Raw genomic sequence first — 26241 nt, 5'->3', positions numbered from 1 at the left:
ATTAGAAGATTTCACCTTTTATTTTTGCAAATGATCTTTGACAATTTTAATTAGTATCTTAGTAGCCCCTTTACCAGCCTTGTCGTCGTAATATGATTGGTAGCGTTCATCACTTTCATAGCCGTTAACAATTCCTAAATGAATTTCAGTTGAATAGTTTGGCATAATGACTTTCAGCCAATTTTGATGATCTGTGAAAATGGCATCACTCAATTTACTTTCTGTGCTAGGGTCTTTAACAACTTCTTGTAAATTGCGGACTAAATCCGCTTCAATTGTTTTCATTCGGTTAAAATTTTCATCTGAAAAATCTGCAGCACTTTTAGTCATTTCATTTCTCCTCATGCTTGTATACTTTTTACTATTTTACTATAGCATACTGCTAAATCAGGAAAAATAAATTTAGGGTTTTGACAAGCTGTTGCCTAGCTAATTTTTTGCTGTTTTACGTTAATTGGTCGAGTTAAAGGTAAAAGATATAAATAACGAGAATAAAGCTGTATAATAAAACTAGAGGTGCATTAATGATTATTTTTGTGTGGGCTGAGGATGAGAAACATCAAATTGGTCTAGATGGGCATTTACCTTGGTATTTACCTAAGGATTTGGAACATTTTAAAAAGTTAACAGTTGGTCACCCAATCGTTATGGGCCGTAAAACTTTTGCTAGCTTACCTAGACTGCTACCTAATAGACAACATATTGTTTTATCAAGTAGTTGCGAAGTGGCACACAAATTTGATCACAATAACCAAGTTGTCATATTATCTTCGTTAAATAAATTAAAGCATTGGCTTAAGTCACATCAAGATGAAAAGATTTTTGTTATCGGGGGTACATCGGTTTTCCAAGCATTGAAAAAGCAAGTAGATTATTTAGAAAAGACGGAAATAAAAGCTGTTTTTGCTGGTGATACGATTATGCCGACCATTGACTATTCGCAATTTGAGTTAATAAAAAAAGAGACTCATTTACCTGATGATCAAAATAAATATTCATATGAATTTTTAACTTATGCTAGAAAGGAGAAACGAAATGAAGAAGATGATCATAAGCGTAATCGTTTTAGTGATCAGTATCCTGATCCTTGTTAATAGTATTATTCAAGCTGAAATGATCAATCCTAACTTATGGTGGCAAGTAATTGGCATGGCAATCATTACCTTTGTGGTCGCGCGTGATAATTGGGATCAATATCAGAATTTTCACAAGCATCAGCAAAAATAATTTTAAACGTGGTTGACAGAACTAAAACTAGGTGCTAAATTAATAAACAATTAAATAATTAATACATCTTGAAAAGCAGAGTAGTTATTTGCCAAGTTGATAAAGAGAGCTAACATTTTGGTGAGAGTTAGCAGACAAGGAATAATGAACATGGGCTTGAAATGATGACCGTTAGTGATATTTAGCTTTCGGCGGAGTTGCATCCGTTATTTGTGCAAGCTATTGATAGATAGCTATTGAGGTTTATTACGTGAGTAATAAACAAATTAAAGGTGGTATCGCGAAGCACTCGTCCTTATTTTTAGGGATGAGTGCTTTTTTTGTTGAACTTTGGAGGTTCTGTAATGTCGAAGAAGAAGACAAGAAATATTGTTATCGGCGTAATCGTCGCTTTAGTTGTGATTGTGATTGGGTGGTTTAGCTTTGGCCCCAAACCTAATAATAGTCAAAAGGGTGGCAACCATGTGGTTACTGTGGGAATAGTTAGTGAAACTAAGCCAAAGGAAGATATTTGGAATCATGTTGCGGCTACTGCAAAAAAGAAATACGGTGTAACGGTTAAAGTGAAGAACTTTACCGATTACAACCAGCCAAATAAAGCCGTTAAAAATGGTGATATTGACTTAAATGCCTTTCAGCACTATGCCTTTTTGAAAGCGTGGAATAAAGCGAATAAGGGCGGCGTAGTGGCAATTGGCCGCACAGAAATTAATCCGATCAGATTATATTCCAAGAAATATCACAAACTGAGCGACTTACCAAAAGGTGCTACAATTGCAGTTCCAAATGATGCCAGCAACGAATCCCGTGCACTTTTTGTTTTAAAAAATGCCGGTTTAATTGAACTGCGTAAAGGCAAGGAATTAGCTACTGTTGCTGACGTTGTGAAAAATCCTAAAAACCTAAAAATTAAAGAAATAAATGCTGATCAATGTGGTCGGGTAATTGACTCAGTTGATGCCGCAGTTGTTAATAATGACTTTGCTCGTCCCGCTGGTTTAGGTAAGAAACAAACAATCTTTGTTGAGCCGGTTAACAAGGATTCATTAAAATGGGTTAACATCATCTGTGCTCGTAAAGGTGAGGAGAAGAATAAAGATTACCTCGCCGTTGTGAAGGCCTACCAAACCGAAGAAACTAAGCGCTTAGACAAGAAATATTACGGTGACATGCAAAAAACTGCTTGGGACATCAAGTTTTAATTAGTTTTTAAGTGAATGGAGAAAATTTAATGGGTATTATTGAGTTGCAACATGTCAACGTTGATTTCGCTGATAAAAAAAGAAAAATAGTGCATGCAGTCCATGATGTCAGCCTAACCGTTGAAAAAGGTGATATTTACGGTATTGTTGGCTTTTCTGGGGCAGGTAAGTCAACCTTAGTTAGAACAATTAATTTATTACAAAAACCAACGGCTGGGAACATTAAAGTTAATGGCACAGATTTTGTCAAAGACGGTAAGCAGGTGATTTCTAACAAGAATCTGCAATTGGAGCGTAGGAAAATCGGAATGATTTTTCAAAACTTTAACTTGCTTAACGAAATTACCGTAGTTGAAAATGTTGCTTTTGCTTTAAAGCATTCTGGCTTAAAAGATAAGGAAATAGAGGAAAAATCCCTAAAACTGTTAGAATTAGTTGATTTAAAGGAAAAGGCAGATTTTTACCCGGTTCAATTATCCGGTGGGCAGCAGCAAAGGGTTGCAATTGCACGTGCTTTAGCCAATGAACCAGATATTCTCATTTCGGATGAAGCTACTAGTGCACTTGACCCGCAAAATACCCAACAGATTTTAACCCTCCTGAAAAAATTAAAAGAAGAACTCAACCTTACAATTGTCTTGATTACACATGAAATGAGCGCAGTTAAAAAGATTTGTGACAAAGTTGCTTTAATGCAGCAAGGAAAAATCATTGAAAACGGTACGCTACGTGATGTAGTCTTGCATCCGAAAAACAGCTTAACAAAGAGCTTTGTAGGCGGCTCACTAGAAGTAATTAACACATTAGAGTCGCTAAATTTAACTAAGCTAAATGATCATGAAGCAATTTACCAACTTATTTATAGTTTAGCTAACGTAACCAAATCAATTATTATTGACCTTTACCGCCAGATTGGTGTCGAAACTAGCATGCTTTATGGGAACGTCGAGTTACTAGATGATGAACCAATCGGTACGCTTTTAGTTTTGGTCAAAGGTGATAGCGATAAGCAGAAGCAGACTGTTGCCTTTTTAACCGAAGAAGGAGTAGCAGTAACTAGGTTGAATGAAAAGGGGAATTTATATGATTAGTTGGTTTAGTAAAATTTTTCCAAATGTCGTGAACTTAGGCTGGGGCGGCGATACTGGCTGGGGAACTAGTATTTTTCAAACTTTATTTATGACTTTTTGGTCAGCAATCTTTGGTGGCATTTTAGGTATTCTCTTCGGAGTAATTCTAGTTTTAACCAAAGAAGGTGGAATTAGACAAAATAAGTTTTGGTTTAATATTTGTGATAAAATTGTTTCAATTTTTCGGGCAATTCCGTTTATTATTTTGTTAGCCTTCATTGCTCCGTTTACCCAATTAATAGTCGGAACGCAGATCGGTATGAATGCTGCACTGGTTCCATTATCACTTGGAGTTTTTCCCTTCTATGCTCGTCAAGTTCAGGTGGCTTTAGAAAGTGTTGATCACGGAAAAATTGAAGCAGCGCAAAGCTTAGGAGCAACAACCTGGGATATCATTTTTAATGTCTACTTAAACGAAGCTCGTTCAGAATTGGCTAGAGTATCAACAGTGACAATCATTAGCTTAATTGGCTTAACCGCGATGGCTGGTGCTATCGGGTCCGGTGGCTTAGGTAATACGGCCATTTCTTATGGCTACCAGCGTTTCGATAACGATGTGACTTTTGCAGCCACAGTTCTAGTTATTATCTTAATCTTTATTGTGCAAATTACCGGTGACTTTTTAGCTAAAAAATTGAACCACCAAAATAGGTAGAATAGGACAACAAAAAAACAACAAGCAAATTTTGCTTGTTGTTTTTTTCGCTTGTAATTAAATTATTTAACAGCGTCTTTTAAAGCCTTGCCTGGTTTGAAAGCTGGCACTTTGGTTGCAGGAATGGTTAAGGTCTTACCAGTTTGTGGGTTTCTACCTTTTCTTTCAGCACGGTCACGAACTTCGAATGAACCAAAGCCGATAATTTGAACCTTTTCACCTTTAGCCAAGTTGTCCTTGATTGATTCGATTAAAGAATCAATAACTTTTTCTGCGTCTTTTTGCTTAAGACCAGTTTTTGCTGCAACTTCTTTGGTAAGTTCAGATTTATTAATTGAAGCCATATTTTCTTCTCTTTTCTATAAATTTTTTTAAGCAGGACTTATTTGCGATTAACTATACACAAATTACGTAATGCTTTGTGTCGCTTGATATTCGGCAACTTTTTATATTTTAGCACAGTTCTTGGCTCCATCAATAGAAAAAGGCTAAATATCGTATTTATTTTTGCTGCATTAAGATGCGGTTTGTCATTTGCTGATAGTTGAGATAGAGAGCTTTAAATCTCGAGTGTTTCTCTTTTTGCCAAGGTTTAGGCTTGCCACAAAAGTGTAAGATTGAAGTATTTTCCATAACCCACTCGATATTACAATCGCCAGTACTTCTAGCTAAATAAACTGAGTATGCGCGAGCATCATAGTTCCAAAGCGTTTCAGGTATTTTTAAAATATCTTCACCATAAAGGTAGTTGAGAATATCCTGATCCGGCAGAATAAGCGTATCATGATTTTTCTCAATTGCTGCCGTGATGTCTTCGATTTTGACTTTTTTACGCATTTCATCAAGATCCATTAACATGATGCCTGAATTAAAGTAGCCGGTGGTCGTGCCTAACCGAATATTGTTGATTGAACTCATAATATCGGTCAAGCCCTCATGAACAGCAGCAGCAAACATGTTGCCAGCTAGATCCAATTCCCACAGCTTTCTCAGTGAGTTGATTACTAGAATATCAGGATCAAGGTAGAGTACCCGATGCAAACTAGCTGGTAAAACTTGACCAGATAATAACCTAAAATACATTTCTTTTGGGTAATCATGTAAATTTAACAGTGAGTCAGGAAAAATAATATTATTATTCATTGCCACGGTCTTGACCTGCATGCCAATTTGTTCACCGTATTTCGTTAGGTTACGAAGAGCAGAATCCGCAATATTATCATGAATTAACCAAATGCAAAAATTTTGCTCCATATTATTAAGTTTCATTGAATACATCATTACTTCAAGTGGCTTAATGTAGTTTTGGTCAATTGTAACTAAAATTTCAATTGTGTCGCTTTTTTTCTGCTTCATGTCAGCCTTCCTTAATTAAAAAATATTGTTCCCCTAAATAGTATAAAGCAAAACCGTTTTTAATTCCTTATAAGATATTGCAAGATAAGTTTAAACTAAAAATTTCTTATTAATATTCACGTGAATAATCCATTTAAGTTTTAACAGGAAAAATTTGGCATAAAGTAGTAAAATAGAAACAAATAGATATTTTAATGAGGTGTAAATATGAACAAAAAAACAATTTTAGGTTTAGTTGGTGCTGCTTCGTTATCACTTAGTTTAAGTGCAGCAGCTCCAGTATTGGCAGCAGAAACTAATCAACCTGTGCCAACCACTAACAGCGATTCTTCTAAGGGTACGTCTACGACAACCCCGACAACGCCAACAAGTGGTGATCAAACTAAGCCTACAACTGGCCAAGATACTGCCAAGACACCAACAACTGGTGATCAAACCAAGCCTACAACTGGCCAAGACACTGCTAAGACACCAACAACCGGTGATCAAACTAAGCCAGCAGCCGGCAATGATACTTCTAAGAAGCCAAGTAAAAATACGGCAGATTCTTCTAAAGCATTATCATTAATGGGTAAGTATGCTAAATTAACGAGAAATTCATATGTTTATGATAAAGATGGTAAACGTGTGAAAAATTCCAAGTTAAAGAAGGGCACTATAATTCTTGTTTCCGGTCTTGCAAGTCCGAATGGCAAATCTTTAATTGGTTTTAACAATAAGAAGAATCAATATATTAGCGTTAGAAACGTTAAGTTGTTTAAGGCAGTCCAATATAAGGTAAAGAAGAAGTCTTACGTTTATAATAGTAAAGGCGTTCGCAAGGCTAACGTTTATGTTAAAAAAGGTAAGACTGTAATGGTCATTAGTGCCAAGAAGATTCACGGTAAAAAGTATGTTCAAATTACTGATAAATACTACATCAGATGGGAAAATTTGAATCATAAAAGTAGTAAAATTATAGCTCAATAATTAAATCAATTTAGGTCATCATTTTAAAAAGGAGATGCAGCTAATGTCTGATTCTGTTTTTAAAAGAGTAGCAATTAGGAAATACACTGATGAAAAAGTTGATCAAGAAGATATTACTAAGTTGATTGCAGCTTTTCAGGCGGCTCCGTGTGGAATGCACCAAGCAAAAGACATGCGGATGACTGTCGTGAAAGATACTTCTCTTCTTGAGCGAATTGAAACTTTAACCAAGAATGCTTGTTATGAGGCACCACTTCTTTTTGTTATTAACGTAAAGAAAGATAGTATGTTTGGTCAACGTGATGCTTCCGTAGCGGCTGAAAACATTATGATTGAAGCAGCAGATTTAAATTTAGGTTCAGTTTATTTAATGAATGCGGCGAGAATTCTCAATACTGATGACAAATTGCTAGCAGACTTAGGTATTTCTGATGATTACGAGGCAAGTGTCATTGTCGCATGTGGTCATGCAGCTGAACATCCGGATGATGATCGATCTAAACGATACCAAGTATTAATTAAATAAAGCGAAAACGAAGAGCAATCTTCGTTTTTTTGTTTTCAGCAATAGTTTATGAAAGCGCTTATTGCTATAATTGATTTATAACTGATTTAACTAAAAAGGAGGCTTTTGGTAATGAAAAAGATTATTGATAATCCTAACGATGTCGTTGACGAAATGGTTAGCGGGATGAGCAAGGCATATCCGCAATATATTCGGCGAATACCGCAAACTGATGCATTGGTGCGTGCGAATGAAGCATCAATGACGGGTAAAGTAGGCCTAGTTAGTGGAGGTGGATCAGGCCATGAACCGACCCATGCAGGCTTTGTTGGAAAAGGAATGCTAAGTGCAGCTGTATGCGGACAAGTATTTACATCGCCTACACCAGATCAGATTTATGCCGCAATTAAAGCGGCTGACCATGGAAACGGTGTTTTTCTAATCATCAAAAATTATTCGGGCGATGTTATGAACTTTGAAATGGCAATGGATATGGCGGAGATGGAAGATATCAAAGTTAAATCTATTGTTGTCGATGACGATATTGCGGTTGAAAATAGCACCTATACGCAGGGTCGCCGCGGTGTTGCGGGAACAATTTTGATGCACAAAATTTTAGGTGCAGCTGCTCAAAATGGGGCTAGTCTAGCAGAAATTGAAGAACTGGCCAAGCAAGTTTTGCCAAATATTAAAACAATTGCTGTGGCTCTTTCGGCTGCTACCAATCCAGAAACGGGTAAACCAGGTTTTACGTTAAAAGATGATGAAATTGAGTATGGGGTTGGAATTCATTCAGAACCAGGCTATCGGGTTGAAAAGATTAAACCTGCTAATGAATTAGTAAAGGAATTGCTAGGAAAACTTGATAACGAACTAAAGTTAGATTCTGCTAAAAAGTATGCTGTGCTGGTGAATGGCATGGGTGCTACTCCGCTAATGGAGCAATACGTTTTTACTAATGACTTATTCAACCAGCTGAATGAGAGAGGCCTTAAGCCTGTGTTTACCAAGGTTGGTAATTATATGACCTCTTTGGACATGGCCGGGATTTCACTTACTATGCTTGAAATTCAAGATGACAAATGGTTCGAGTATTTAAATACTCCGGTTGAAACTATTGCTTGGTAAATTAAGGAGAATAATTAAATGGAATTAACTGTCAATCAAACAATTGAGTGGATGACAAAGTTTGCTGCCAAAATAGCTGCAAATAAGCAACTTTTAAGTGATCTTGATACGCCAATCGGAGATGGTGACCACGGCTTTAATATGGATCGGGGTATGCAAGCGGTAGTTAAAAAACTTTCTACTACTCCTCCAGCTTCAGAGTCAGAGGCTCTAAAGGAGATTGCAATGACCTTAATCTCAACAGTTGGTGGCGCCTCTGGTCCTTTATACGGAACAGCTTTCTTGGAAATGGCTAAAAAAAGTGCTACTACAACAGATTTAGGCGAATTATTAGAAGCTGCGTTAAATGGAATTGAAAAACGCGGTGGCGCACAACCAGGGGATAAAACTATGGTTGATGTCTGGGCACAACTAGTACCAAAAGTTAAAGAAGGCCAGTTAACCGAGTCTAGAATTACTGCTGCAGTTAAAAGTACCGCTCCAATGATTGCCAAAAAAGGTCGAGCATCATATTTGGGTGAACGTTCTAAAGGACATGTTGACCCAGGTTCACAATCAAGTGGCTACTTATTCACAGCATTACTCGAAACGGAAGGATAATGATGACTTTAGGAATAACTATTGTTTCTCATGTGCCAGAAATAACTGTCGGCATTGAAAAACTTATTAAGCAGGTGGCTAAAGATGTGCCGCTCACTCTTGCTGGTGGTACCAATGACAACGATATTGGCACCAGTATGGATAAAATTATTAAGGCTTTTAACGAAAATCAGGCAGATGAAATCTTAGCTTTTTATGATTTAGGCAGTGCCAAAATGAACCTAGACATGGCCGTAGAGTTTTCAGACAAAAAAGTTCATTTATATAACACAGCACTTATTGAAGGGGCTTATACTGCCGCTAGTTTACTTCAAGCTAATGTCCCACTTAATGAAATAGAAAAACAATTACAGCCTTTAGTTGTTAAGCAATGATGTTAAGCCTTTATTCGCGCAATTTTGATATTTACAAAAGAGACAGAAAGTTATATATTTGTTCCCGGGAGTAATTTACTACTGATAATTATTTCACAAGACTACGATTGTAGCACAATAATCGAGGTAGGAGAGGGATATGAATAATAACTTTACAATGCAATTGGTTGGGGAGTTTCTAGGCACGGCGATGCTAGTTTTACTTGGTGATGGCGTGTGTGCCGGGACGAACCTAAACAAGTCTAAATCCAAAGGGAGTGGCTGGATAGTTGTTTCTTTTGGCTGGGGCTTTGCCGTTGCATTCAGCGTGTTCAGTGCACGATGGCTCTGTCCGGGCCATTATAATCCGGCAGTTACGTTGTCGATGGCAATTGCTCATAAATTGCCTTGGTCTGCAGTATTACCATATTTTGCAGTTCAAGTGTTAGGAGCGATTGTCGGGGCAGTTTTAGTTTGGCTAACCTATTATCCGCACTGGGCGGAAACTAAGGACGAAGAAGCAATTTTAACTTCTTTTGCAACAGCTCCAGCTATTAGAAATTATGTTTGGAACTTTTTTACTGAGTTAATTGCAACCTTTATCCTGGTTTATGGTTTGTTAGCCTTAACTAACGGTGATTTAGCCGATGGCTTAAACCCATTATTAGCTGGATTTTTAATTACTTCAGTTTGTTTATCACTTGGTGGACCTACTGGGGTTGCATTGAATCCTGCACGTGACTTTGGACCGCGATTGGTTCATCAATTATTACCAATCGCCAATAAAGGCAATTCTGATTGGGCCTACAGTTGGGTTCCAATCATTGCACCACTTGTAGGTGGTTCACTAGCAGCAGCATTATTTAATATTTTAGCTTAAAAAAAAGAACTCATGACTACAGCAAATCTTTAATTAGATTTAGCTGTATGGTCATGAGTTTTTTTAGTCTACAAAATGTATTAATATATTTCTGATTAAGGCTTAAAGTGCCGCAAGATTTCAATACCTTTCTTTTGGTATTTGTTCGGCACAAAGCTTTTACGCATTGCGATTTGCATATAAGCGTATAATTTTTGACCTGGCTTTAAGCGGATTACGTGAACGCCAGTTTCGTCCTTAAGGCTGCTTTCCATTGCCAACGCAATGCCAACATTCCGTTTTACTAGGTCAATCATCGTTTGCATGGTTTGCGCAGTATAAATCACATTTGGTGAGAAGTTACCCAGTTTACCTACTTCTTCCAAACATTCTCTTGTTAGATAGCCCCGTGAACGGGCGACAAATTTGCGGTTGCGTAAATCAGAAGCACTAATCTCGTGGACATCTTTCCAAGGATCATCCAAACTAGTAATAATAACTAATTCAGTTCTCTTGAGGTTATGGACAAAATATTCAGGATCATTAATTGGCACCATCCAAGAATAAATTGCTACGTCAACATCTCCATTAGTTAAATCTGAAAATGCATCAGCGGATCTTTCAATATTAGTGTCAATTAAATCGGTTAGTCCGGCTTGATAAAACTTCATAATAATATCAGCAATAAATGAATTGCCAGCCTCGCCAGAAAAAGCTAACCTTATTTTCTTATCACTAGCGTGTTTAACATCATAATTAATGCTGGAAATATCTTGTAATAGAATTTTAGCTTTTTCATAAAGAAGCTCCCCAGCATCTGTCAAAGTAATTTTGCTTTTTCTATTTTTTTGCAAAATAAGTGGATCATCGAATTTATCAGCCAGCCGTTTAATTGCCATTGAGATAGTTGGTTGGGTTACTTCGAATAGAGCAGCCGTTGCTGTATAATTACCCGTTTCTACTAATTTACAAAAGTATAGAAGATCTTTTTCGTTCATTTTTATCTCCTAATTAATTAAAAACTTTTATAATCTCATCTTTTTTGATTATATTAAACTTGAGAAGAAATTGCAATTATTCCTTACTTGACAATGCTTTTAGAATTTTTTGTATAGGAAAAATCTGCGCAAAATAAATTGGACTTAATTTTTCTTAAAGGATATATTTCATTAAGTATAAGTAATCTTTTAGGAAAGAGAAGGTAAGATAATGATCTACGATTCAACTCTTAAGTGGGACGCAATCTATGATGTAATCGTGGTTGGCTTCGGTGGAGCTGGTGCAGGTGCGGCGAGATTTGCCGCTGACCAAAAGGCAAAAGTTTTATTGATTGATTCTGCGCCAGAAGGTCAAGAAGGTGGCAATACCCGCTATGCCGGTGGGGCCTTTGCCTGGAGCGATAATTTTGATGATTTGCGTGATTATTATAAACAAACTTACTATCCGTTTAAATACGATCCAAAAGCTTTAGATACTTTTGTAAATAATGTTTTACAAATGAAGGAATATTCACAAAAATATTTTGGAATTGATGCCCAATATACTGGTAGAAGGCCACAAGGTGAATATCCCGAATATGATCATGCGGCTACTATGCGCTCACAAACAATGACGGCTGGCATGTACAATGGTGGCTTTTGGAAATTACTTCGGAAGAAAGTTTACGAACGTTTAGATCAAATTGACGTCTGGTTTTCAAGTCCGGCGGAACATCTTATTCAGGATCCTGCTTCAAAAACAATTCTTGGCGTACAGATTAAACGCCATGGCATCGTGCAAAATGTCGCAGCCAAAAATGGTGTCGTATTGTCTTGTGGCGGTTTCGAAAATAATCAGGATATGGTACAGACTTTTCTCGGCCAAGGGTCATTAGCACCAATTGGTACTTTATACAATAAGGGTAAGGGTATTGATTTAGCTGTCGAAGCTGGTGCTAGGCTATGGCATATGTCTAATTATGATTCTCATGGCTTTTCATTAAATGAGGGCAAGCCAAGAGAGAAGTTTGCTTACATGATCAATTGGCAAAGCCTATTTAACGGCAGTATTTTTGTTGCTGGGGATGACGGAACGCGTTATTACCGAGAAGATGAAGAAGATCGTCACGGTTATAAGTATAACCATGGTAATTGGATTATGTTGCCAAATCAAAATCATCCTCACATAGTTATGGATCAAAAACAATATGATCAACTAGCAAATGATTCTTCAGACAAGGCAGAGCAAATTAAGCAGTTAATTTCATATGCAGTTAAAGCCGATTCGATCGAAGAGTTAGCTGAAAAGATTAGTGCTCCAAAATTAGCTGAAGCAGTTGCTGACTTTAATTTTCAAGTAACAGAAACAAAACGGGATATGGTGTTAAACCGCAAAATTGAAACAATGCGTGCTTTTGGCAATGGGCCTTATTATGCCATTGCGATTAGACATAATATTTTACATACTCATGGTGGCGCTCGCAGAAATGAAAAATGCGAGGTACTTGATATGGAGAATAACGTTATTCCGCACTTATATGAAGCAGGGGAACTTGGCGACATCTTTGCAACAAAATACATTGGCGCAAACAGTATCGCAGACTTGTTAATTTCCGGTAAGATTGCTGGTGAAAATGCAGCTTGGCCAAAAAGAAAAATGGCAGAAGTAGATGTTGTTACGAATGCTTCGGAAAATCCGGACCTTAAGTCGGATGCGCACGCCACTTCAGCTGATTACGAAGCTGGTGCAAATCAAGGCATTGGTATTAGTGAAAACGGAATTAACGATGCTCCAATCGTTGTTCGCGTAACGCTAGATGATAATAAAATTGCTAAAATCGAAACTTTGCAGGAAAAAGAAACACCATCTTTAGGAGGCAAAGCAATACCGGTATTGACCAAAAAGATGCTCTCTGCACAGACAACGGATGTTGATGCAGTCAGTGGCGCCAGCACTACAAGTGCTGCCTTCAAGGAAGCAGTTAACGAAGCAATCAAAAATGCTAAGAAGCAGTAAAGAAGAAGAAAAATGAAAATTGATGCACAAACTAAGTGGGATGGAGAATATGATGTTTTAGTTTTAGGCTTTGGTGGAGCTGGAGCAACTGCTGCTCGTTTTGCCGCAGATAAAGGCTGTCGGGTGCTAATTGTAGACGCTGCCCCTTATGGCCACGAAGGCGGTAATACCCGCTATTCAGCTCAGCATGTGGCAATGGCACATAATAAAGAAAAAATAACTAATTATTATCAGCAATTGGCCGCACCATTCAATGTTGATAAGCCTACTTTAAATGCTTATTTGGACGGCTTTGTTCAAATGCCGAGTTATTTTAAGAAGTATCTGGGGATTGATCCGTTTATTTGGTCAAAAGACTATCAGCCAGGTGATCATTTGGCTAATAAAAATAATTTGTGCGAGTATCCCGAATATAATGGTTCCGAAACCTTTGACTTTGCCTTGGTGCATAATCAGGATTTTGATGCTGGTTTATGGAAAATACTTCGCCAAGAAGTTCTCTCACGTAGTTCGCAAATTAATGTCTGGCTGAAGTCAAAGGCTGAGCATCTTTTGCAGGACCCTGAAAATGATGAAATTGTTGGAGCAGTAATTACTCGTAATCACAAGCACTATTTTATTCGCGCAAAAAAGGGTGTGGTGCTGGCAACTGGTGGTTTTGAAAATAATGCTCAGATGCAGCAAGACTATCTGCATGTTAGCAAGTTGACCCCATTGGGTACCTTATATAATCAAGGCGATGGCATTACAATGGCTGCCGAAGTTGGTGCTAAGATGTGGCATATGGGTAATTACGAGTCTCTTGGCATAGTACCTAGTTACGTAATTGCCGAAAAAGACAATGTTCGCGGAAGACAAATTAGTGGCTGGAAAAATGTTAAAGAAGGTTCCATTATTGCGGTTGCCGATGATGGGACACGGTTCATGCGTGAGGATGCCAAATTTAGGCATGGTCATATTTACCAACACGGTGATTATCTTTTGCCGCATGCATACGATAACGCATGGCTTGTCTTTGATCACAACCAGTACCAAAAGTTTCTGCAGGAAAAAGAAGAAGGAAGATTAAAGTACCAAGACTTTTTTGCTAAGGTCGTTAAGGCTGATACGGTTGAAGCTTTGGCTACCAAAATTAAAGTTCCTGGTAAAAATCTGGTAAATACAATTGCTAGATTTAATCAATTCGTGCAAAAAGGGCAAGATCTTGAATTTAATCGTGCCCCAGAAACAATGGCTCAATTCAACGTTAATGGTGCTTTTTATGCCGTCAAATTAGCTCCAGCAGTTTTAAATACTCAAGGAGGACCTCAACATAACGAATTTGCTCAAGTTCTAAATAATGACGGCAAAGTGATTAGACGTTTGTATAGTGCTGGTGAACTTGGTGGCATGTGTACCAATCGCTACCAAGGCGGTGGCAATTTAGCAGAGTGTTTGATTTTTGGTAAAATTGCTGGCGAAAAAGTTGCACAGTTACCAAGTTTAACGACAAAAGCAGCAAGTGTAGGCACTCTCCCGAACATAAATGACCTACTCGATGGCAATAACGAAAACCAAATTGTTTTGCAAAAGAATCAATATCTTGGTTCTTCTAAAGCAGGCATTGGGGGCAGAATTCTGGTCCGAGTAACTTATGAAGACCAAACAATTAAGAACATTGAAGTTTTGGAAAATCATGAGACTGAAGGTATTGGGGCTGTTGCGATCGCTCGTCTGCCACAAGAAATGGTGGAACAAAACACAACAGCTGTTGATGCCATTTCAGGTGCTTCCACAACAACCCATGCTTTAAAAGAGGCTGTTAGTTCAGCTATTAAAAAGGCGAACAAATAATTTTCTAAGGAGAAAACAAAAATGTTAGATAAATTTGAATGGAAAAAATGGCTCTTGCCAGTGGGGATTGGCCTTATTCTTTGGCTAGTCACACCGATTAGACCAACAGCAATCAATATCACAGCTTGGCACTTGTTCGCGATTTTTATTGCAACCATCGTTGCTTGTGTGACTAAGCCGTTACCAATGATGGCTACAACTATTATTGCTGTTGTAATTGCCACCTTAACCGGTATCTTCAAAATGGACGAAGTTACGGCGGGATTCGGTAATTCGACGGCCTGGATGGTTGCAATGTGCATGTTTATGGCAGCTGGCTTTATCAAATCTGGATTAGGTAAGAGAATTGCTTATTTCTTTGTAAAAACTTTTGGTAAAAGAACTTTAGGCTTAGCTTACGCATTATCCTTAGTTGAGACTGTTTTGGCAATTGGTATTCCAAGTAACAACGCGCGTGTTAATGGCATTATGTACCCGATTATTGATAACTTATCAAAAGAAATGGGTTCTGATCCTAAAAAAGGAACAGAACGGGACATGGGTTCTTTCCTGGTTTTCAATGAGTACGAAGTTAATATTGTCACTTCAACTATGTTTTTAACCGGCTTAGCTGGTAACATGGTAGCTCTTGGAATAGCAAAGACGCAAAACATTTCAATTTCGTGGATGCAATGGTTTTTAGCAGCAATTGTTCCTGGTTTGATTTCATTATTAGTCGTTCCTTTTATTTTATATAAAATTTACCCACCTAAGATTAAGGAAACTCCTAATGCTCATGATTGGGCAGACGATAAATTGAAAAAACTTGGCAAAATGACGGCTGCCGAAAAGATCATGGGAATCGTTTTCTTACTCTCAGTTATTTTATGGTTAGTTGGACCAGAATTTGGAATAGATGCTACCCAGGTTAGTTTTATCGCCGTGGCTCTTTTACTTATTTGTGGTGTTATCAATGTTAAAGATATTCTTGGACAAAGCTTTGCTTGGAATATCTTAACTTGGTTGTCAATCATCATGTTGATGTCGCAAAAACTAATGACGCTTGGCTTTTTCCCATGGTTTTCAAAGACTCTGGGAAGTGCACTGCACGGAATGAATTGGGTTTTAGTATTAGTAATTTTATATTTAGCTTATTTTTACCTACATTATTTATTCCCAAGTGTATCAACTCAAATTTCAGCTCTATATGCAGGTTTTTTATCAATAGCAATTGGTGCTGGAGTACCACCAGTCATGGCCGCTTTAATGCTTGCATTAGATGGTTCACTATACCTGTCAACTTCGAGCTATTCTGCGGGTCCAGCGGCTCTATTATCTTCAACTGGTTATGTTTCCAATAAAGATTGGTGGAAACTCAGTGCCATCATTGGCGTTGTCTTGAACGTAATCTGGCTTGGCGGCGGACTTGTTTGGACAAAAGTAATTGGAATGTGGTAATTACAAAAAGATTCTCAGCCTTTTACATTAGGTTAGAATCTTTTTTGTTGTTACCAATAGTTGTAACTCTTCTATACATAGTTTAAGATTAAAATTATCTAAATTAATAAAAAGAAGGTAAAAACATGACTTGGGCAGCAATTTCGACTTGGAGAATGTCCTTTAAGGGACTTAAAAAGGCCAGTAAATTATTACAAGAGCAGCAATCTGCCGGTGATGCAGTTGAATAACTAATTAATGATGTAGAATCTTTTCCCGATTACCACTCTGTTGGTTACGGCGGGCTACCCAATGAAGAGGGCGTGGTGCAGATGGATGCAGGTTACATGGATGGTGACACTTTTGCTCAAGGATCGGTAGCCGCAATTGAAAATGTCAAAAATGCAGTATCTGTTGCACGAAAATTAAGTGAGCGCAAAACGAATAGCTTTTTAGTTGGTCAAGGAGCTACTAAGTTTGCCATGCAAAATGGTTTTACCATGACAAATATGCTAACTAAAAAAGCAAAAATTCAGTGGGAAGATAGAATTCAAGCTGAAAAGCAGGAAAACTTAGTCCCTTATGATGGGCATGATACGGTTGGTGCGGTTACGCTTGATCAAAAAGGTTCGATGGTTGCAGCAACATCAACTTCCGGATTATTTATGAAAGAAAATGGGCGAATAGGTGACTCACCTTTATCGGGATCAGGCTTTTATGTCGATAGTTCTATTGGTGGAGCAGCTGCGACAGGTCTTGGCGAAGATATTATGAAGGGATGCCTGTCCTATGAAATTGTTAATAAAATGGGTGAGGGAAAAAGTCCGCAACAGGCTTGTGATGAGTCACTTTACCCCTTTATTAATAAGCTAAAGGAAAAGTATGGTAGCGTAGGAGCGATATCACTTATTGCTTTGGATCAAAATGGTAATTTTGGCGTAGCTACTAACGTTCAATTTGCTTTTTGTGTAGCTGGCACTAATCAAACGCCAACAATTTTTGTAGCTGAGCCGGAGGACAACAAAACTCATATTTTTCCATTTACACAAAAATGGCTCGAAAAATTTGAGGCTAAAACTCATATTCCATTAGATTAAGAAAGAGAAACAATCGTGATTAAAGAAGCATGTGTTGAAAATTTTTTGTCTGTCCCTAAGAATATTGCTGCAGGAGCCGGTAGAATTGAATTAAATAATAATTTACAGGCTGGGGGAACAACACCTTCATTTGGTGTAATCAAAAAAACGGTTGACTATGCTCATGGTTTTCAGGTTCCAGTCGTTGTCATGATTAGGCCCAGAGGTGGCAATTTTGTTTACGATAGTACCGAACTGGATATGATGAAAAATGATATCCAAATTGCGGGCTTGTTAAAAGCAGATGCAGTGACATTTGGCTGCTTGACTAAGCAACATTTGCTTAATAAGGTCCAAATGGAAGAGCTAGTTTCGCTAGCTACAGCACTAGGACTTGACGTTGTAATGCATATGGCGTTTGATCATATAACAGAATCTGACCAAAAAAATGCAATAACATCATTGATAAGTATGGGTGTAAAACGTATCTTGACGCACGGAGGAAATTTAAAAGAGCCGGTAGAAGCCAACTTTGATCGTTTGAAAAAGATTATTGCTTGGGCGAATAACCAAATTGAGATTTTACCTGGCGGTGGAATTAATACTAGTAATGCATCTTTGGTTGCTGGTGAACTAAGAGTTAATCAATTGCATGGAACAAAGATTGTGTTGCCATAATGATTATGATAGGCAGAATGAGTTAATTAATCTTTTTTTTAGATTTGACGTTGACAAAAAATAATGTCTTGATTAAAATATTATTAATATTAAGAAAGCAATGAAAAGAAAAGTAACTTTGCACGTAGCGTTTTAGAGAGTTCTGTTGCTGAAAAAGAACCGTGATGGCAGAGTGAAAGTAACTTTGAGCTATATGGTGAATTAAAAGTAGCTAATATTGGGAACACCCATTATCGTGTTAGCGTATCGCATTATTGCCGTACGTGAAGTGACTTATTAACTTGGTTTTTTTTTGACTAGGTTATTAGTAATTTAGGTGGTACCGTGTTAAAAGCACCCTTGATTAATTTCAAGGGTGCTTTTTTTAGTTATAAAACCTAAGCTTAACTTTCTAAAATTACGCAGAAAGTGGTCTTTCATATGGAATATTGATACAAAGAATGTCGGAACCATCAGCGAGTAAAAATTAAAGGAGATTTATTATGGAAAATTTAGAACAAGACTTAAATCGAGAACCCTTAACCTGGAAGCAATATCTTGTTGTTGCCTCTTTGTTATTCGGACTTTTTTTCGGAGCAGGAAATTTAATTTTCCCCATTCATTTAGGTCAAATGGCGGGCGCAAACTGGGGAATGGCGACCTTTGGCTTTTTGGTCACAGCAGTTTTATTACCTTTATTAGCAGTTTTAGCTATTAGTGCCAGCCACGCAAAAGGTGTTTATGATATTGGTCTACCACTTGGGCCTAAATTTGCACTTGCTTTTATGGTTCTAATTCATTTAACTTTGGGACCATTATTTGCAACACCGCGAACAGCGAGTATTTCTTTTTCGGTTGGCCTAGCTCCAATTTTACCGCAAAAATACTCTCAAATTAGTCTATTACTTTTCTCTGCGGTCTTTTTTATATTAGCTTTTATTATTTCATATAAGCAATCATCAATATTAGAAAGTATCGGAAAAATATTAAACCCACTATTCTTAGTGTTGTTATTCTTTATTTTTTTATTGGCAGCAATTTCACCTATGGGGGCTGCTAAACAGCAAAGCGTTACTCCTGCTTATCAAACCATGCCATTTTTTAACGGTTTTTTGCAAGGCTATAACACGATGGATGCATTAGCTGGTTTAGCTTTTGGCTATACGATTGTTTCGGCAGTTAAGCAGCTTGGTAAAACCTCAGCTAAGAGTAACGCAAAAGTGACTGCTAAGGCTGGTGTATTGGCAACAAGCGCTATTGGAATTATTTATATTTGCTTAATTTGGCTCGGAGCAACGACACTTAATCATTTTAAAATCGCCCCAGAAGGAGGCACCACTTTTAACCAAATTGTTACTTACTATTTAGGGGACTTTGGTCATGCGTTGCTGGCAACCTTAGTAACATTGACCTGTTTAACAACAGCAGTTGGCTTATTAGCAGCCTTTGCGCAAGATTTTCACCGCAGTTTCAACAAAATTAGTTATCATACTTGGCTATTGATAATGACAGTGGCTTCTTTTATCACCGCTAATTTTGGGCTTGACACAATCATATCATGGTCAACACCAATGTTAATGTTCCTTTATCCAATTGCAATTGTTCTAATAATCTTGTCAATAACTGGCCCATTATTTAATCATGATGCAATAGTTTATTACTGGGCAGTCGGATTAACTTTCATTCCAGCTATTTTTGACATGATTGCCTCTTTTCCTCCTATAATAAGTCAGCAACCTTGGGCTCTGCAATTACAAGCTATTCAAACTCGTTTTCTACCTTTTGCCAAAATTGGCATGGACTGGGTAATTCCAACAATTATTGGCTTAGTAATCGGCTTTATCCATCATTTATATCAAAATGCTAAGCTCAAAAAGGCTTAAATTTTTTAATTAGCTGTTACTAAATTGTTGAGCCTCTTCTTTGACATCATTCACTTATCAAAGTAGATTAAAGTTAACTGAATGATATGGTTGATGTTTAAAGATGGGACTTGATTAATTTGAATAATATGAATATGAATGATAATAGTCATGGAATGAACCATGATTCATCAATGCATATGGATCATGGCCAGCAAATGAGCATGGGTAGTGGTGACATGATGATGCATGGCAATCACATGATGCACATGGGCAATTTAAAACAAAAATTTTGGATTTCCGTAATTCTTTCACTTCCTATTCTATTTTTAGCACCTGCAATGGGAGTCCATTTGCCATTTCAATTTTCGTTTCCTGGCTCCGAATGGGTGGTTGTTATTTTTGCTACTATTCTTTTTGTTTACGGTGGCGAGCCGTTTCTTAAGGGAGCGTACTACGAATTAAAGTCTAAAAAGCCAGAAATGATGACTTTAATCTCATTGGGAATTACGACTGCATATGTTTATAGTCTATATGCATTTATCCAAAACGATCTGCTGAATAGTAAAAATCATATAATGGATTTCTTTTGGGAATTAGCAACGTTGATTTTAATCATGTTACTTGGGCATTGGATTGAAATGACCTCGGTAATGAACGCAAGCAGTTCAGTTAATGATTTGGCCAAGTTGCTGCCGGATAAAGTTCATGTTCAACGAGACGGTCAAACTAGTGATGTTGCTATCAATGAAGTTCAAAAAGACGCAACGATTATTGTTAAGCCAGGTGAAAGTATTCCCCTTGATGGGATTATTTTGAATGGTACAAGCGATATTAATGAATCATTAGTTACGGGTGAATCGAATGATGTTACACGTAAAAAAGACGATAAAGTAATCGGCGGTTCAGTTAATGGTTCAAATGCATTAACTATTAAGGTAACAAACTCTGCCAATTCTGGTTTTTTGGCTAATGTTAATAAACTTGTTCAATCTTCGCAGATGAATAAATCAAAGCTGCAAACCTTGGCAGACCAAGTTTCTGGTTGGCTTTTCTACGCAGCGTTAATTATTGGTATCATTGCGCTAATCGTGTGGACAAGCATCAATGGCATTGCCGATGGGCTAGAAAGAATGGTTACCGTTTTAGTAATTGCATGTCCTCATGCTTTAGGACTAGCAATTCCATTGGTTAATGCTAAAAGCACTTCTATTGGTGCCAAAAATGGTTTATTAATTAGAAATCGAAATGTGATAAGTGTCAGCTCTAAGATTAACTACCTTTTAATGGATAAAACGGGCACACTGACTGAGGGTAAATTTCAAGTACGTAAGTGCGATTCTTTGAATGAATCAGTGTCTCCGATTGAAGCATTGAAATTAATTGCTTCGATTGAGCAAGATTCAACTCACCCAATCGCAAAAAGTATTTTGCAATATGCGCATGAAAAGCAGATTGAGTTGTTGCCGTTATCTGAGAGTAAAAATATTTCTGGTAAAGGTGTTTCGGGTGTTTTAAGTGGTAAAGAATATTTACTAGTAAATGAAAAAGCGGCCCGCGAAATCATAACTAATTTTCCGACTATTGATGTTGCCGATTATACTACTAGTTACCTGATTCAAGATAAAACTCTAATTGGTTATGTTGCTGTGGGTGACCAAGTTAAATCATCTGCAAGTTCGTTGATTAAGCAAATAAAACAATTAAATATTACCCCAGTAATGTTAACTGGTGATAATAAAAAAGTTGCTGACAGTATTGCTAAGAAACTCGGAATAACAGAAGTTTATTCAGAATTGATGCCTGAAGACAAACAAAAAATTGTTGCTAAATTACAAAGTGAAGGCAACAAAGTCATGATGGTTGGTGATGGAATCAATGATGCTCCAAGTTTGGCTAAAGCTGATATTGGGGTCGCAATTGGAGCAGGGACTGATGTAGCTGTTGATTCAGCCGATGTCGTTCTAGTAAACAGTGAACCAACAGATATTATTAGCTTTTTGAAACTGGCACAGAATACGCAAAAGAAAACTGTTCAAAATCTATGGTGGGGAGCAGGTTATAATATTATTGCACTACCACTAGCAGCAGGTATTTTGGCTCCATGGGGCATTATTTTAGCACCGGCTGTCGGAGCAATTTTAATGTCCTTGTCGACAGTTATTGTAGCAATTAATGCTGAAACTCTTCATATTTAATAAATGAATTCAAAGCATCTCCTGTGTGGGGTGCTTTTTGTTTACAAAATATTGGTCGTGGGGTTGATTTCAAAAAATAAAACTTCTTTTTAAAAATTTAAAAAGATAGCCCTTTCTTTTGAAAAATATTGAAATAAAATTTAAGAACAGGTATGATGAGTATTGAAGTCGTAAATCGGCAATTTTTCAGATAAAATATAGTAAAAACCAAAAGGAGAACTAAAATGAGCGAAGAAGAATACCGTGTTGAAAGTGACACGATCGGTCCAGTTAAAATTCCTAAGGATGCGCTGTGGGGTCCGCAAACTGAAAGGAGCCGGAATAATTTTCCAAGCGGTGAATTAATGCCATTAGCAATTATTCGGGCCTTTCTTAACTTGAAAAAGGCAGCTGCTGAATCAAATGTCGAGGTTGGAGATGAACCTGAAGAAAAAGGAGCAGCCATTGAAGATGCGGTTGATCACTTACTTCAATTAAAAGACGAAGAATTACAAAAAGACTTTCCACTTCATGTTTTGCAAACTGGTTCAGGAACGCAAAGCAATATGAATGTTAATGAAGTTGTTGCTAATTTAGCTAATAAATTGCACCCAGGCTTGAATATTTTGCCTAACGATGATGTTAATCGTGGTCAATCTTCAAATGATACATATCCAACAGCAATGAATATTGTTGCCGTTGAAGCACTTGATAAACTGGAGCCTGCCATTAAGCATTTAATTGAAAAACTCAAAGTTAAACAAGACAAGTATTGGAAGACGGTAAAAGTTGGTCGTACTCACTTGCAAGATGCCACGCCAATTACTTTTGGTCAAGAAGTTTCCGGCTATATTTCAGCTTTAAAGCATGATTTAGAATACATTCAAGAGCTTAAACCAACATTGTATGAATTAGCAATAGGTGGAACTGCTGTTGGAACTGGCCTAAATGCTGCTCCTGGAATGACCGAAAAAATTGCGGCTAAATTGTCAAAAGTATATGGACATGAATTTAAGGTTAAAACGAATAAGTTCTGGGGTCTGGCACATCACTCAGGAATCGATGTTGTTCATGGCGCACTAAAGACATTAGCCGCTGATATGTTTAAGATTGCCCAAGATATTCGTTTCTTAGCTTCTGGTCCTAGAGCTGCTTACCATGAATTGAACATTCCTGCTAATGAACCAGGTTCATCAATCATGCCAGGTAAAGTAAACCCAACTCAGGCTGAAGCTGTAACAATGGCAGCCGCAAAAGTTTTCGGCAATGATACCACTATTACTTTTGCTGCGTCACAAGGTAATTTCGAAATGAATGTTTTCAAGACAGTTATGATTGCTGCATTCCTTGATTCTTGTGATATTTTAACTGGAACAATTGAGGGCTTTGCTGATAAGATGATTGATGGCTTAACTGTTAACTCAGAAAAGATGGATGAACTTCTAGAAAATTCATTGATGACAGTTACTGCCTTGTCACCTCATATTGGTTACCATGCTGCCGCTAAAATTGCTCAAGCTGCTGACAAAGAAGGTACAACTTTGAAAGAAGCGGCTTTGAAGAGTGGTGAAGTTACAGAAGAGCAATACGATGAATGGATGGACTACATGGAAATGACTAATATTGATCGTACTGAACCTGAAAAATAATATTATAGGTATAGGAGAAGATTAGATTAATGGCTAAATTTGTCTTTACACCAAGCAAATGTTCCGAAATAAAAGATAGTTACGATGCAATAATCGTCGGTGCTGGCGGTGCCGGGTTAACAGCCGCAATTCAGGCAAATGAATTGGGCTTAAAAGTAGCTGTTTTTGAAAAAAATGCTGAACTAGGTGGAAACACTAATCGGGCTTCATCCGGTATGAATGCATCAGAAAGCTTGGTTCAAATTAACGAAGGAATTATTGATAACAAAGAAGATTTTTACCAAGAAACAATGCAAGGCGGAGGTCGATTAAATGACCCTGAATTGCTGCGTTACTTCGTGGATCATTCAGCTATTGCAATTGACTGGTTGAGTAATCATGGAATTGAATTAACCAATTTAACTATTACTGGTGGAATGAGTAAAAAGCGTGCCCACCGTCCTGCTTCAATGGCACCTGTCGGAAATTACCTTGTTACCGGTGCGTTAAAGCAAATCCAAAAAGAAAATATTCCTGTTTTTAACAATTCTAAGGTAATTAAGTTAGTTCAAGATGACAATAAGAATGTTACTGGTGTCGAACTTGAAACTGAAGCAGGGAACAAGACCGTTAGTGCCAAGGCAGTATTACTTGCCAGTGGTGGTTTCGGCTCATCAAAAGAATTGATCAAGAAATATCGACCAGACTTAGTCGACTTTAAAACAACTAATCAACCAGGTGCAACTGGTGACGGACTTAAGTTAGCTGATCAAATTGATGCTCAACTTGAGCAAATGGACTTTATCCAGGTACATCCGACCGCTCAAACAGACACAGACCATGTTTACTTGATTGGTGAAGGACTTCGTGGTGAGGGAGCAATCTTAGTTAATAAGGCTGGTAAACGCTTTGTTAATGAAATGAATACCCGTAAAATTGTTTCTAATTCAATTAATGACTTGCACGAAAATGGGGCTTACCTCATTTTTGATCAGGGTATTCGTGACAATTTCACTGCCGTTGAATTTTATGATCACATCGGTTTAGTAAGCCACGGTGACACGTTAAGCCAAATTGCGGAAGCAAACGGTATTAATGGTCAGAACTTAGAAAATACGGTTAAAACTTGGAATGAAGCCGTTTCGTCAGGCAATGACCAAGAATTTAACCGGACAACTGGGATGGACCGTGCAATTGACCGCGGACCTTTCTTTGCTATCCACATTAATCCGGCTATTCACTACACTATGGGTGGTATTCACATTACACCTAAGACAGAAGTCTTAGATACTAATGGAAATGTCATCTCTGGCCTTTACGCAGCTGGCGAAGTTTCTGGTGGATTGCATGGTAATAACCGAATTGGTGGTAACTCAATTGCTGAAACAGTTATCTTTGGTCGTCAAGCAGGTATGCAAATGGCTGAATTTGTTCGTTCAGCAAAATAGTAATTGAATTTTAAAGTTTTAAAAGCACTTAGTAAACTGAGTGCTTTTTTAATTTTGCAAATTTACTTGTATTTTTTAAAATTGAAAAATAAAAATCACTTTTTATATTTAAAAAAGTAAAAAATAATTTATTTCTTTAAAATATTGCAAAATCTTCGATTCACATATATAATGACAGATGAAAAGGATTTCATTTTTTTAGAGATTGGAAGGATTAAATTATGTCTAGAAAAGTTTTACTTGTTGGTGATGGAGCTGTTGGATCAACTTTTGCCAATGACCTACTGCAACATACAAATGTTGATGAGCTAGTCATCACTGATGTTGTTAAAAAAAGGCCAATAGGAGATTCAATGGATCTTGAAGACATCATCCCATTTGCTGGTGAATGTAATATTCATGCCGGCGAATATTCAGATGCCAAGGATGCTGATGTGGTAGTAATCACTGCAGGCGTTCCACGTAAACCCGGAGAAACTAGATTAGATTTAGTAAACAAAAATGTCAAAATTTTGAAGAGTATTATTCAACCAGTTGTAGATTCTGGCTTTGATGGAGTGTTTGTAGTTTCAGCAAACCCAGTTGATATTTTGACCACTTTAACCCAAAAATTATCTGGTTTTCCTAAGAATAAGGTCATTGGTACAGGTACTTCTCTTGACTCAGCTCGTTTACAAGTTGAACTTGCAAGAAAACTGAATGTACCTGTAGCTGAAGTAAATTCAATGGTTCTTGGCGAACATGGGGATACTTCATTTGAAAACTTTGATGAATCAGTTGTTGCTAAAAAAGCCTTAAAAGATTATGACGCAATTACTGCTGATGTCTTAAATGATATTGAAGCAGATATTCGCCAAAAGGGTGGCAAGATTATTGAAAACAAAGGTGCCACATTCTATGGCATCGCAATGATGCTGACTCAAATTGTTAGTGCCGTTCTGGATAATCGTGCAATTGTTTTGCCACTTTCAGCACCAATTAATGGTGAATACGGTATTAAGCATGACCTTTACTTAGGAACTCCTACAGCAATTGATGGAACTGGTATTAGTCATGTTATTGAAGCTAAATTATCTGATTCTGAAATTAAGAAAATGCTCAATTCTGCAGATAAGATGCAAGAAGTTCTTGCTGGAATTAGCTTAGATTAGTGAAGAAAAGAGATA

At 37.4% G+C, this 26241-nt stretch carries 24 protein-coding genes, 1 pseudogene and 2 other annotated features; of the genes and pseudogenes, 21 read left to right on the top strand and 4 right to left on the bottom strand.

The window, feature by feature from the left end; genetic code table 11:
- Positions 1-18 precede the first annotated feature (18 nt).
- On the bottom strand, positions 19-330 hold the full coding sequence (locus GYM71_RS05505) for a TipAS antibiotic-recognition domain-containing protein (protein ID WP_220219730.1): 312 nt from the start codon (positions 328-330) through the stop codon (positions 19-21).
- A gap of 194 nt (positions 331-524) precedes the next feature.
- Here GYM71_RS05505 and GYM71_RS05500 point away from each other — a divergent pair, with 194 nt between their 5' ends.
- The 5 genes from GYM71_RS05500 to GYM71_RS05480 all read left to right on the top strand — a co-directional run bounded on the left by GYM71_RS05500 (position 525) and on the right by GYM71_RS05480 (position 4214).
- Positions 525-1094, top strand: a complete 570-nt coding sequence (locus GYM71_RS05500; RefSeq protein ID WP_220219729.1) for a dihydrofolate reductase — start codon at positions 525-527, stop codon at positions 1092-1094.
- Positions 1036-1227, top strand: coding sequence for a hypothetical protein (locus tag GYM71_RS05495; RefSeq protein ID WP_127326205.1), 192 nt, complete (start codon positions 1036-1038; stop codon positions 1225-1227). The genes GYM71_RS05500 and GYM71_RS05495 overlap by 59 nt, the downstream gene beginning before the upstream one ends.
- 59 nt (positions 1228-1286) lie before the next feature.
- Positions 1287-1527: a binding site (T-box leader), on the top strand.
- 44 nt (positions 1528-1571) lie between these two features.
- Positions 1572-2429: a MetQ/NlpA family ABC transporter substrate-binding protein gene (locus GYM71_RS05490; protein ID WP_103751708.1), complete on the top strand. Its 858-nt coding sequence runs from the start codon at positions 1572-1574 to the stop codon at positions 2427-2429.
- A gap of 29 nt (positions 2430-2458) precedes the next feature.
- On the top strand, positions 2459-3520 hold the full coding sequence (locus GYM71_RS05485) for a methionine ABC transporter ATP-binding protein (protein WP_220219728.1): 1062 nt from the start codon (positions 2459-2461) through the stop codon (positions 3518-3520).
- Positions 3513-4214 carry a methionine ABC transporter permease gene (locus GYM71_RS05480; protein WP_220219727.1) on the top strand — a complete coding sequence of 234 codons (702 nt, stop codon included), beginning with the start codon at positions 3513-3515 and terminating at the stop codon, positions 4212-4214. The genes GYM71_RS05485 and GYM71_RS05480 overlap by 8 nt, the downstream gene beginning before the upstream one ends.
- 62 nt (positions 4215-4276) lie before the next feature.
- Here GYM71_RS05480 and GYM71_RS05475 read toward each other — a convergent pair whose 3' ends face one another.
- Both GYM71_RS05475 and GYM71_RS05470 read right to left on the bottom strand, forming a co-directional pair.
- Complete coding sequence (locus tag GYM71_RS05475; RefSeq protein ID WP_220219726.1) at positions 4277-4558, bottom strand: HU family DNA-binding protein; 282 nt, start codon at positions 4556-4558, stop codon at positions 4277-4279.
- Between the two features lie 157 nt (positions 4559-4715).
- Complete coding sequence (locus tag GYM71_RS05470; protein WP_220219725.1) at positions 4716-5570, bottom strand: glycosyltransferase family 8 protein; 855 nt, start codon at positions 5568-5570, stop codon at positions 4716-4718.
- A 207-nt stretch (positions 5571-5777) separates the two neighbouring features.
- Here GYM71_RS05470 and GYM71_RS05465 point away from each other — a divergent pair, with 207 nt between their 5' ends.
- From GYM71_RS05465 to GYM71_RS05440, 6 genes are all read left to right on the top strand, one after another.
- Positions 5778-6539, top strand: a complete 762-nt coding sequence (locus GYM71_RS05465; protein ID WP_220219724.1) for an SLAP domain-containing protein — start codon at positions 5778-5780, stop codon at positions 6537-6539.
- 43 nt (positions 6540-6582) lie between these two features.
- On the top strand, positions 6583-7065 hold the full coding sequence (locus GYM71_RS05460) for a nitroreductase family protein (protein WP_220219723.1): 483 nt from the start codon (positions 6583-6585) through the stop codon (positions 7063-7065).
- A 111-nt stretch (positions 7066-7176) separates the two neighbouring features.
- Positions 7177-8172, top strand: coding sequence for a dihydroxyacetone kinase subunit DhaK (dhaK, locus tag GYM71_RS05455; RefSeq protein ID WP_220219722.1), 996 nt, complete (start codon positions 7177-7179; stop codon positions 8170-8172).
- 18 nt (positions 8173-8190) lie between these two features.
- Entirely contained in the window at positions 8191-8772 is a 582-nt protein-coding gene (gene dhaL, locus GYM71_RS05450) for a dihydroxyacetone kinase subunit DhaL (RefSeq protein WP_220219721.1), read from the top strand.
- A 2-nt stretch (positions 8773-8774) separates the two neighbouring features.
- Positions 8775-9146: a dihydroxyacetone kinase phosphoryl donor subunit DhaM gene (dhaM, locus tag GYM71_RS05445; RefSeq protein WP_220219720.1), complete on the top strand. Its 372-nt coding sequence runs from the start codon at positions 8775-8777 to the stop codon at positions 9144-9146.
- Between the two features lie 139 nt (positions 9147-9285).
- Positions 9286-10005 carry an MIP/aquaporin family protein gene (locus GYM71_RS05440; protein ID WP_220219719.1) on the top strand — a complete coding sequence of 240 codons (720 nt, stop codon included), beginning with the start codon at positions 9286-9288 and terminating at the stop codon, positions 10003-10005.
- A gap of 95 nt (positions 10006-10100) precedes the next feature.
- Here GYM71_RS05440 and GYM71_RS05435 read toward each other — a convergent pair whose 3' ends face one another.
- The gene (locus GYM71_RS05435; RefSeq protein WP_220219718.1) at positions 10101-10982 is read right to left on the bottom strand and encodes a LysR family transcriptional regulator; all 882 of its coding nucleotides are present in this window, start codon (positions 10980-10982) and stop codon (positions 10101-10103) included.
- Between the two features lie 211 nt (positions 10983-11193).
- On the opposite strand from GYM71_RS05435, the gene GYM71_RS05430 reads away from it, so the two are divergent.
- The 10 genes and pseudogenes from GYM71_RS05430 to GYM71_RS05385 all read left to right on the top strand — a co-directional run bounded on the left by GYM71_RS05430 (position 11194) and on the right by GYM71_RS05385 (position 26226).
- Positions 11194-12978, top strand: a complete 1785-nt coding sequence (locus tag GYM71_RS05430; RefSeq protein WP_220219717.1) for an FAD-binding protein — start codon at positions 11194-11196, stop codon at positions 12976-12978.
- A 12-nt stretch (positions 12979-12990) separates the two neighbouring features.
- Positions 12991-14811, top strand: a complete 1821-nt coding sequence (locus GYM71_RS05425) for an FAD-binding protein (RefSeq protein ID WP_220219716.1) — start codon at positions 12991-12993, stop codon at positions 14809-14811.
- Between the two features lie 21 nt (positions 14812-14832).
- A complete protein-coding gene (locus GYM71_RS05420) occupies positions 14833-16248 on the top strand; it encodes a DASS family sodium-coupled anion symporter (RefSeq protein WP_220219715.1) in 1416 nt (471 codons plus the stop codon).
- Between the two features lie 125 nt (positions 16249-16373).
- A pseudogene (locus GYM71_RS05415) lies at positions 16374-17324 on the top strand (glycosylasparaginase).
- Between the two features lie 15 nt (positions 17325-17339).
- A complete protein-coding gene (locus tag GYM71_RS05410) occupies positions 17340-17981 on the top strand; it encodes a copper homeostasis protein CutC (RefSeq protein WP_220219714.1) in 642 nt (213 codons plus the stop codon).
- A 91-nt stretch (positions 17982-18072) separates the two neighbouring features.
- Positions 18073-18325 (top strand) — a binding site (T-box leader).
- Between the two features lie 138 nt (positions 18326-18463).
- On the top strand, positions 18464-19843 hold the full coding sequence (gene brnQ / locus GYM71_RS05405) for a branched-chain amino acid transport system II carrier protein (RefSeq protein ID WP_220219713.1): 1380 nt from the start codon (positions 18464-18466) through the stop codon (positions 19841-19843).
- A gap of 128 nt (positions 19844-19971) precedes the next feature.
- Positions 19972-22020, top strand: a complete 2049-nt coding sequence (locus tag GYM71_RS05400; protein WP_244986853.1) for a copper-translocating P-type ATPase — start codon at positions 19972-19974, stop codon at positions 22018-22020.
- Between the two features lie 224 nt (positions 22021-22244).
- Entirely contained in the window at positions 22245-23648 is a 1404-nt protein-coding gene (locus GYM71_RS05395; protein WP_103751688.1) for a class II fumarate hydratase, read from the top strand.
- Between the two features lie 29 nt (positions 23649-23677).
- Complete coding sequence (locus GYM71_RS05390; RefSeq protein ID WP_220219712.1) at positions 23678-25075, top strand: flavocytochrome c; 1398 nt, start codon at positions 23678-23680, stop codon at positions 25073-25075.
- A gap of 221 nt (positions 25076-25296) precedes the next feature.
- Positions 25297-26226: an L-lactate dehydrogenase gene (locus GYM71_RS05385; RefSeq protein WP_220219711.1), complete on the top strand. Its 930-nt coding sequence runs from the start codon at positions 25297-25299 to the stop codon at positions 26224-26226.
- Positions 26227-26241: the final 15 nt, after the last annotated feature.

It is taken from the genome of Lactobacillus panisapium (genome assembly GCF_019469265.1).
In the GTDB taxonomy this organism is placed as follows: Bacteria; Bacillota; Bacilli; order Lactobacillales; family Lactobacillaceae; genus Lactobacillus; species Lactobacillus panisapium.
This window is presented reverse-complemented; position numbering and strand designations above follow the sequence as displayed.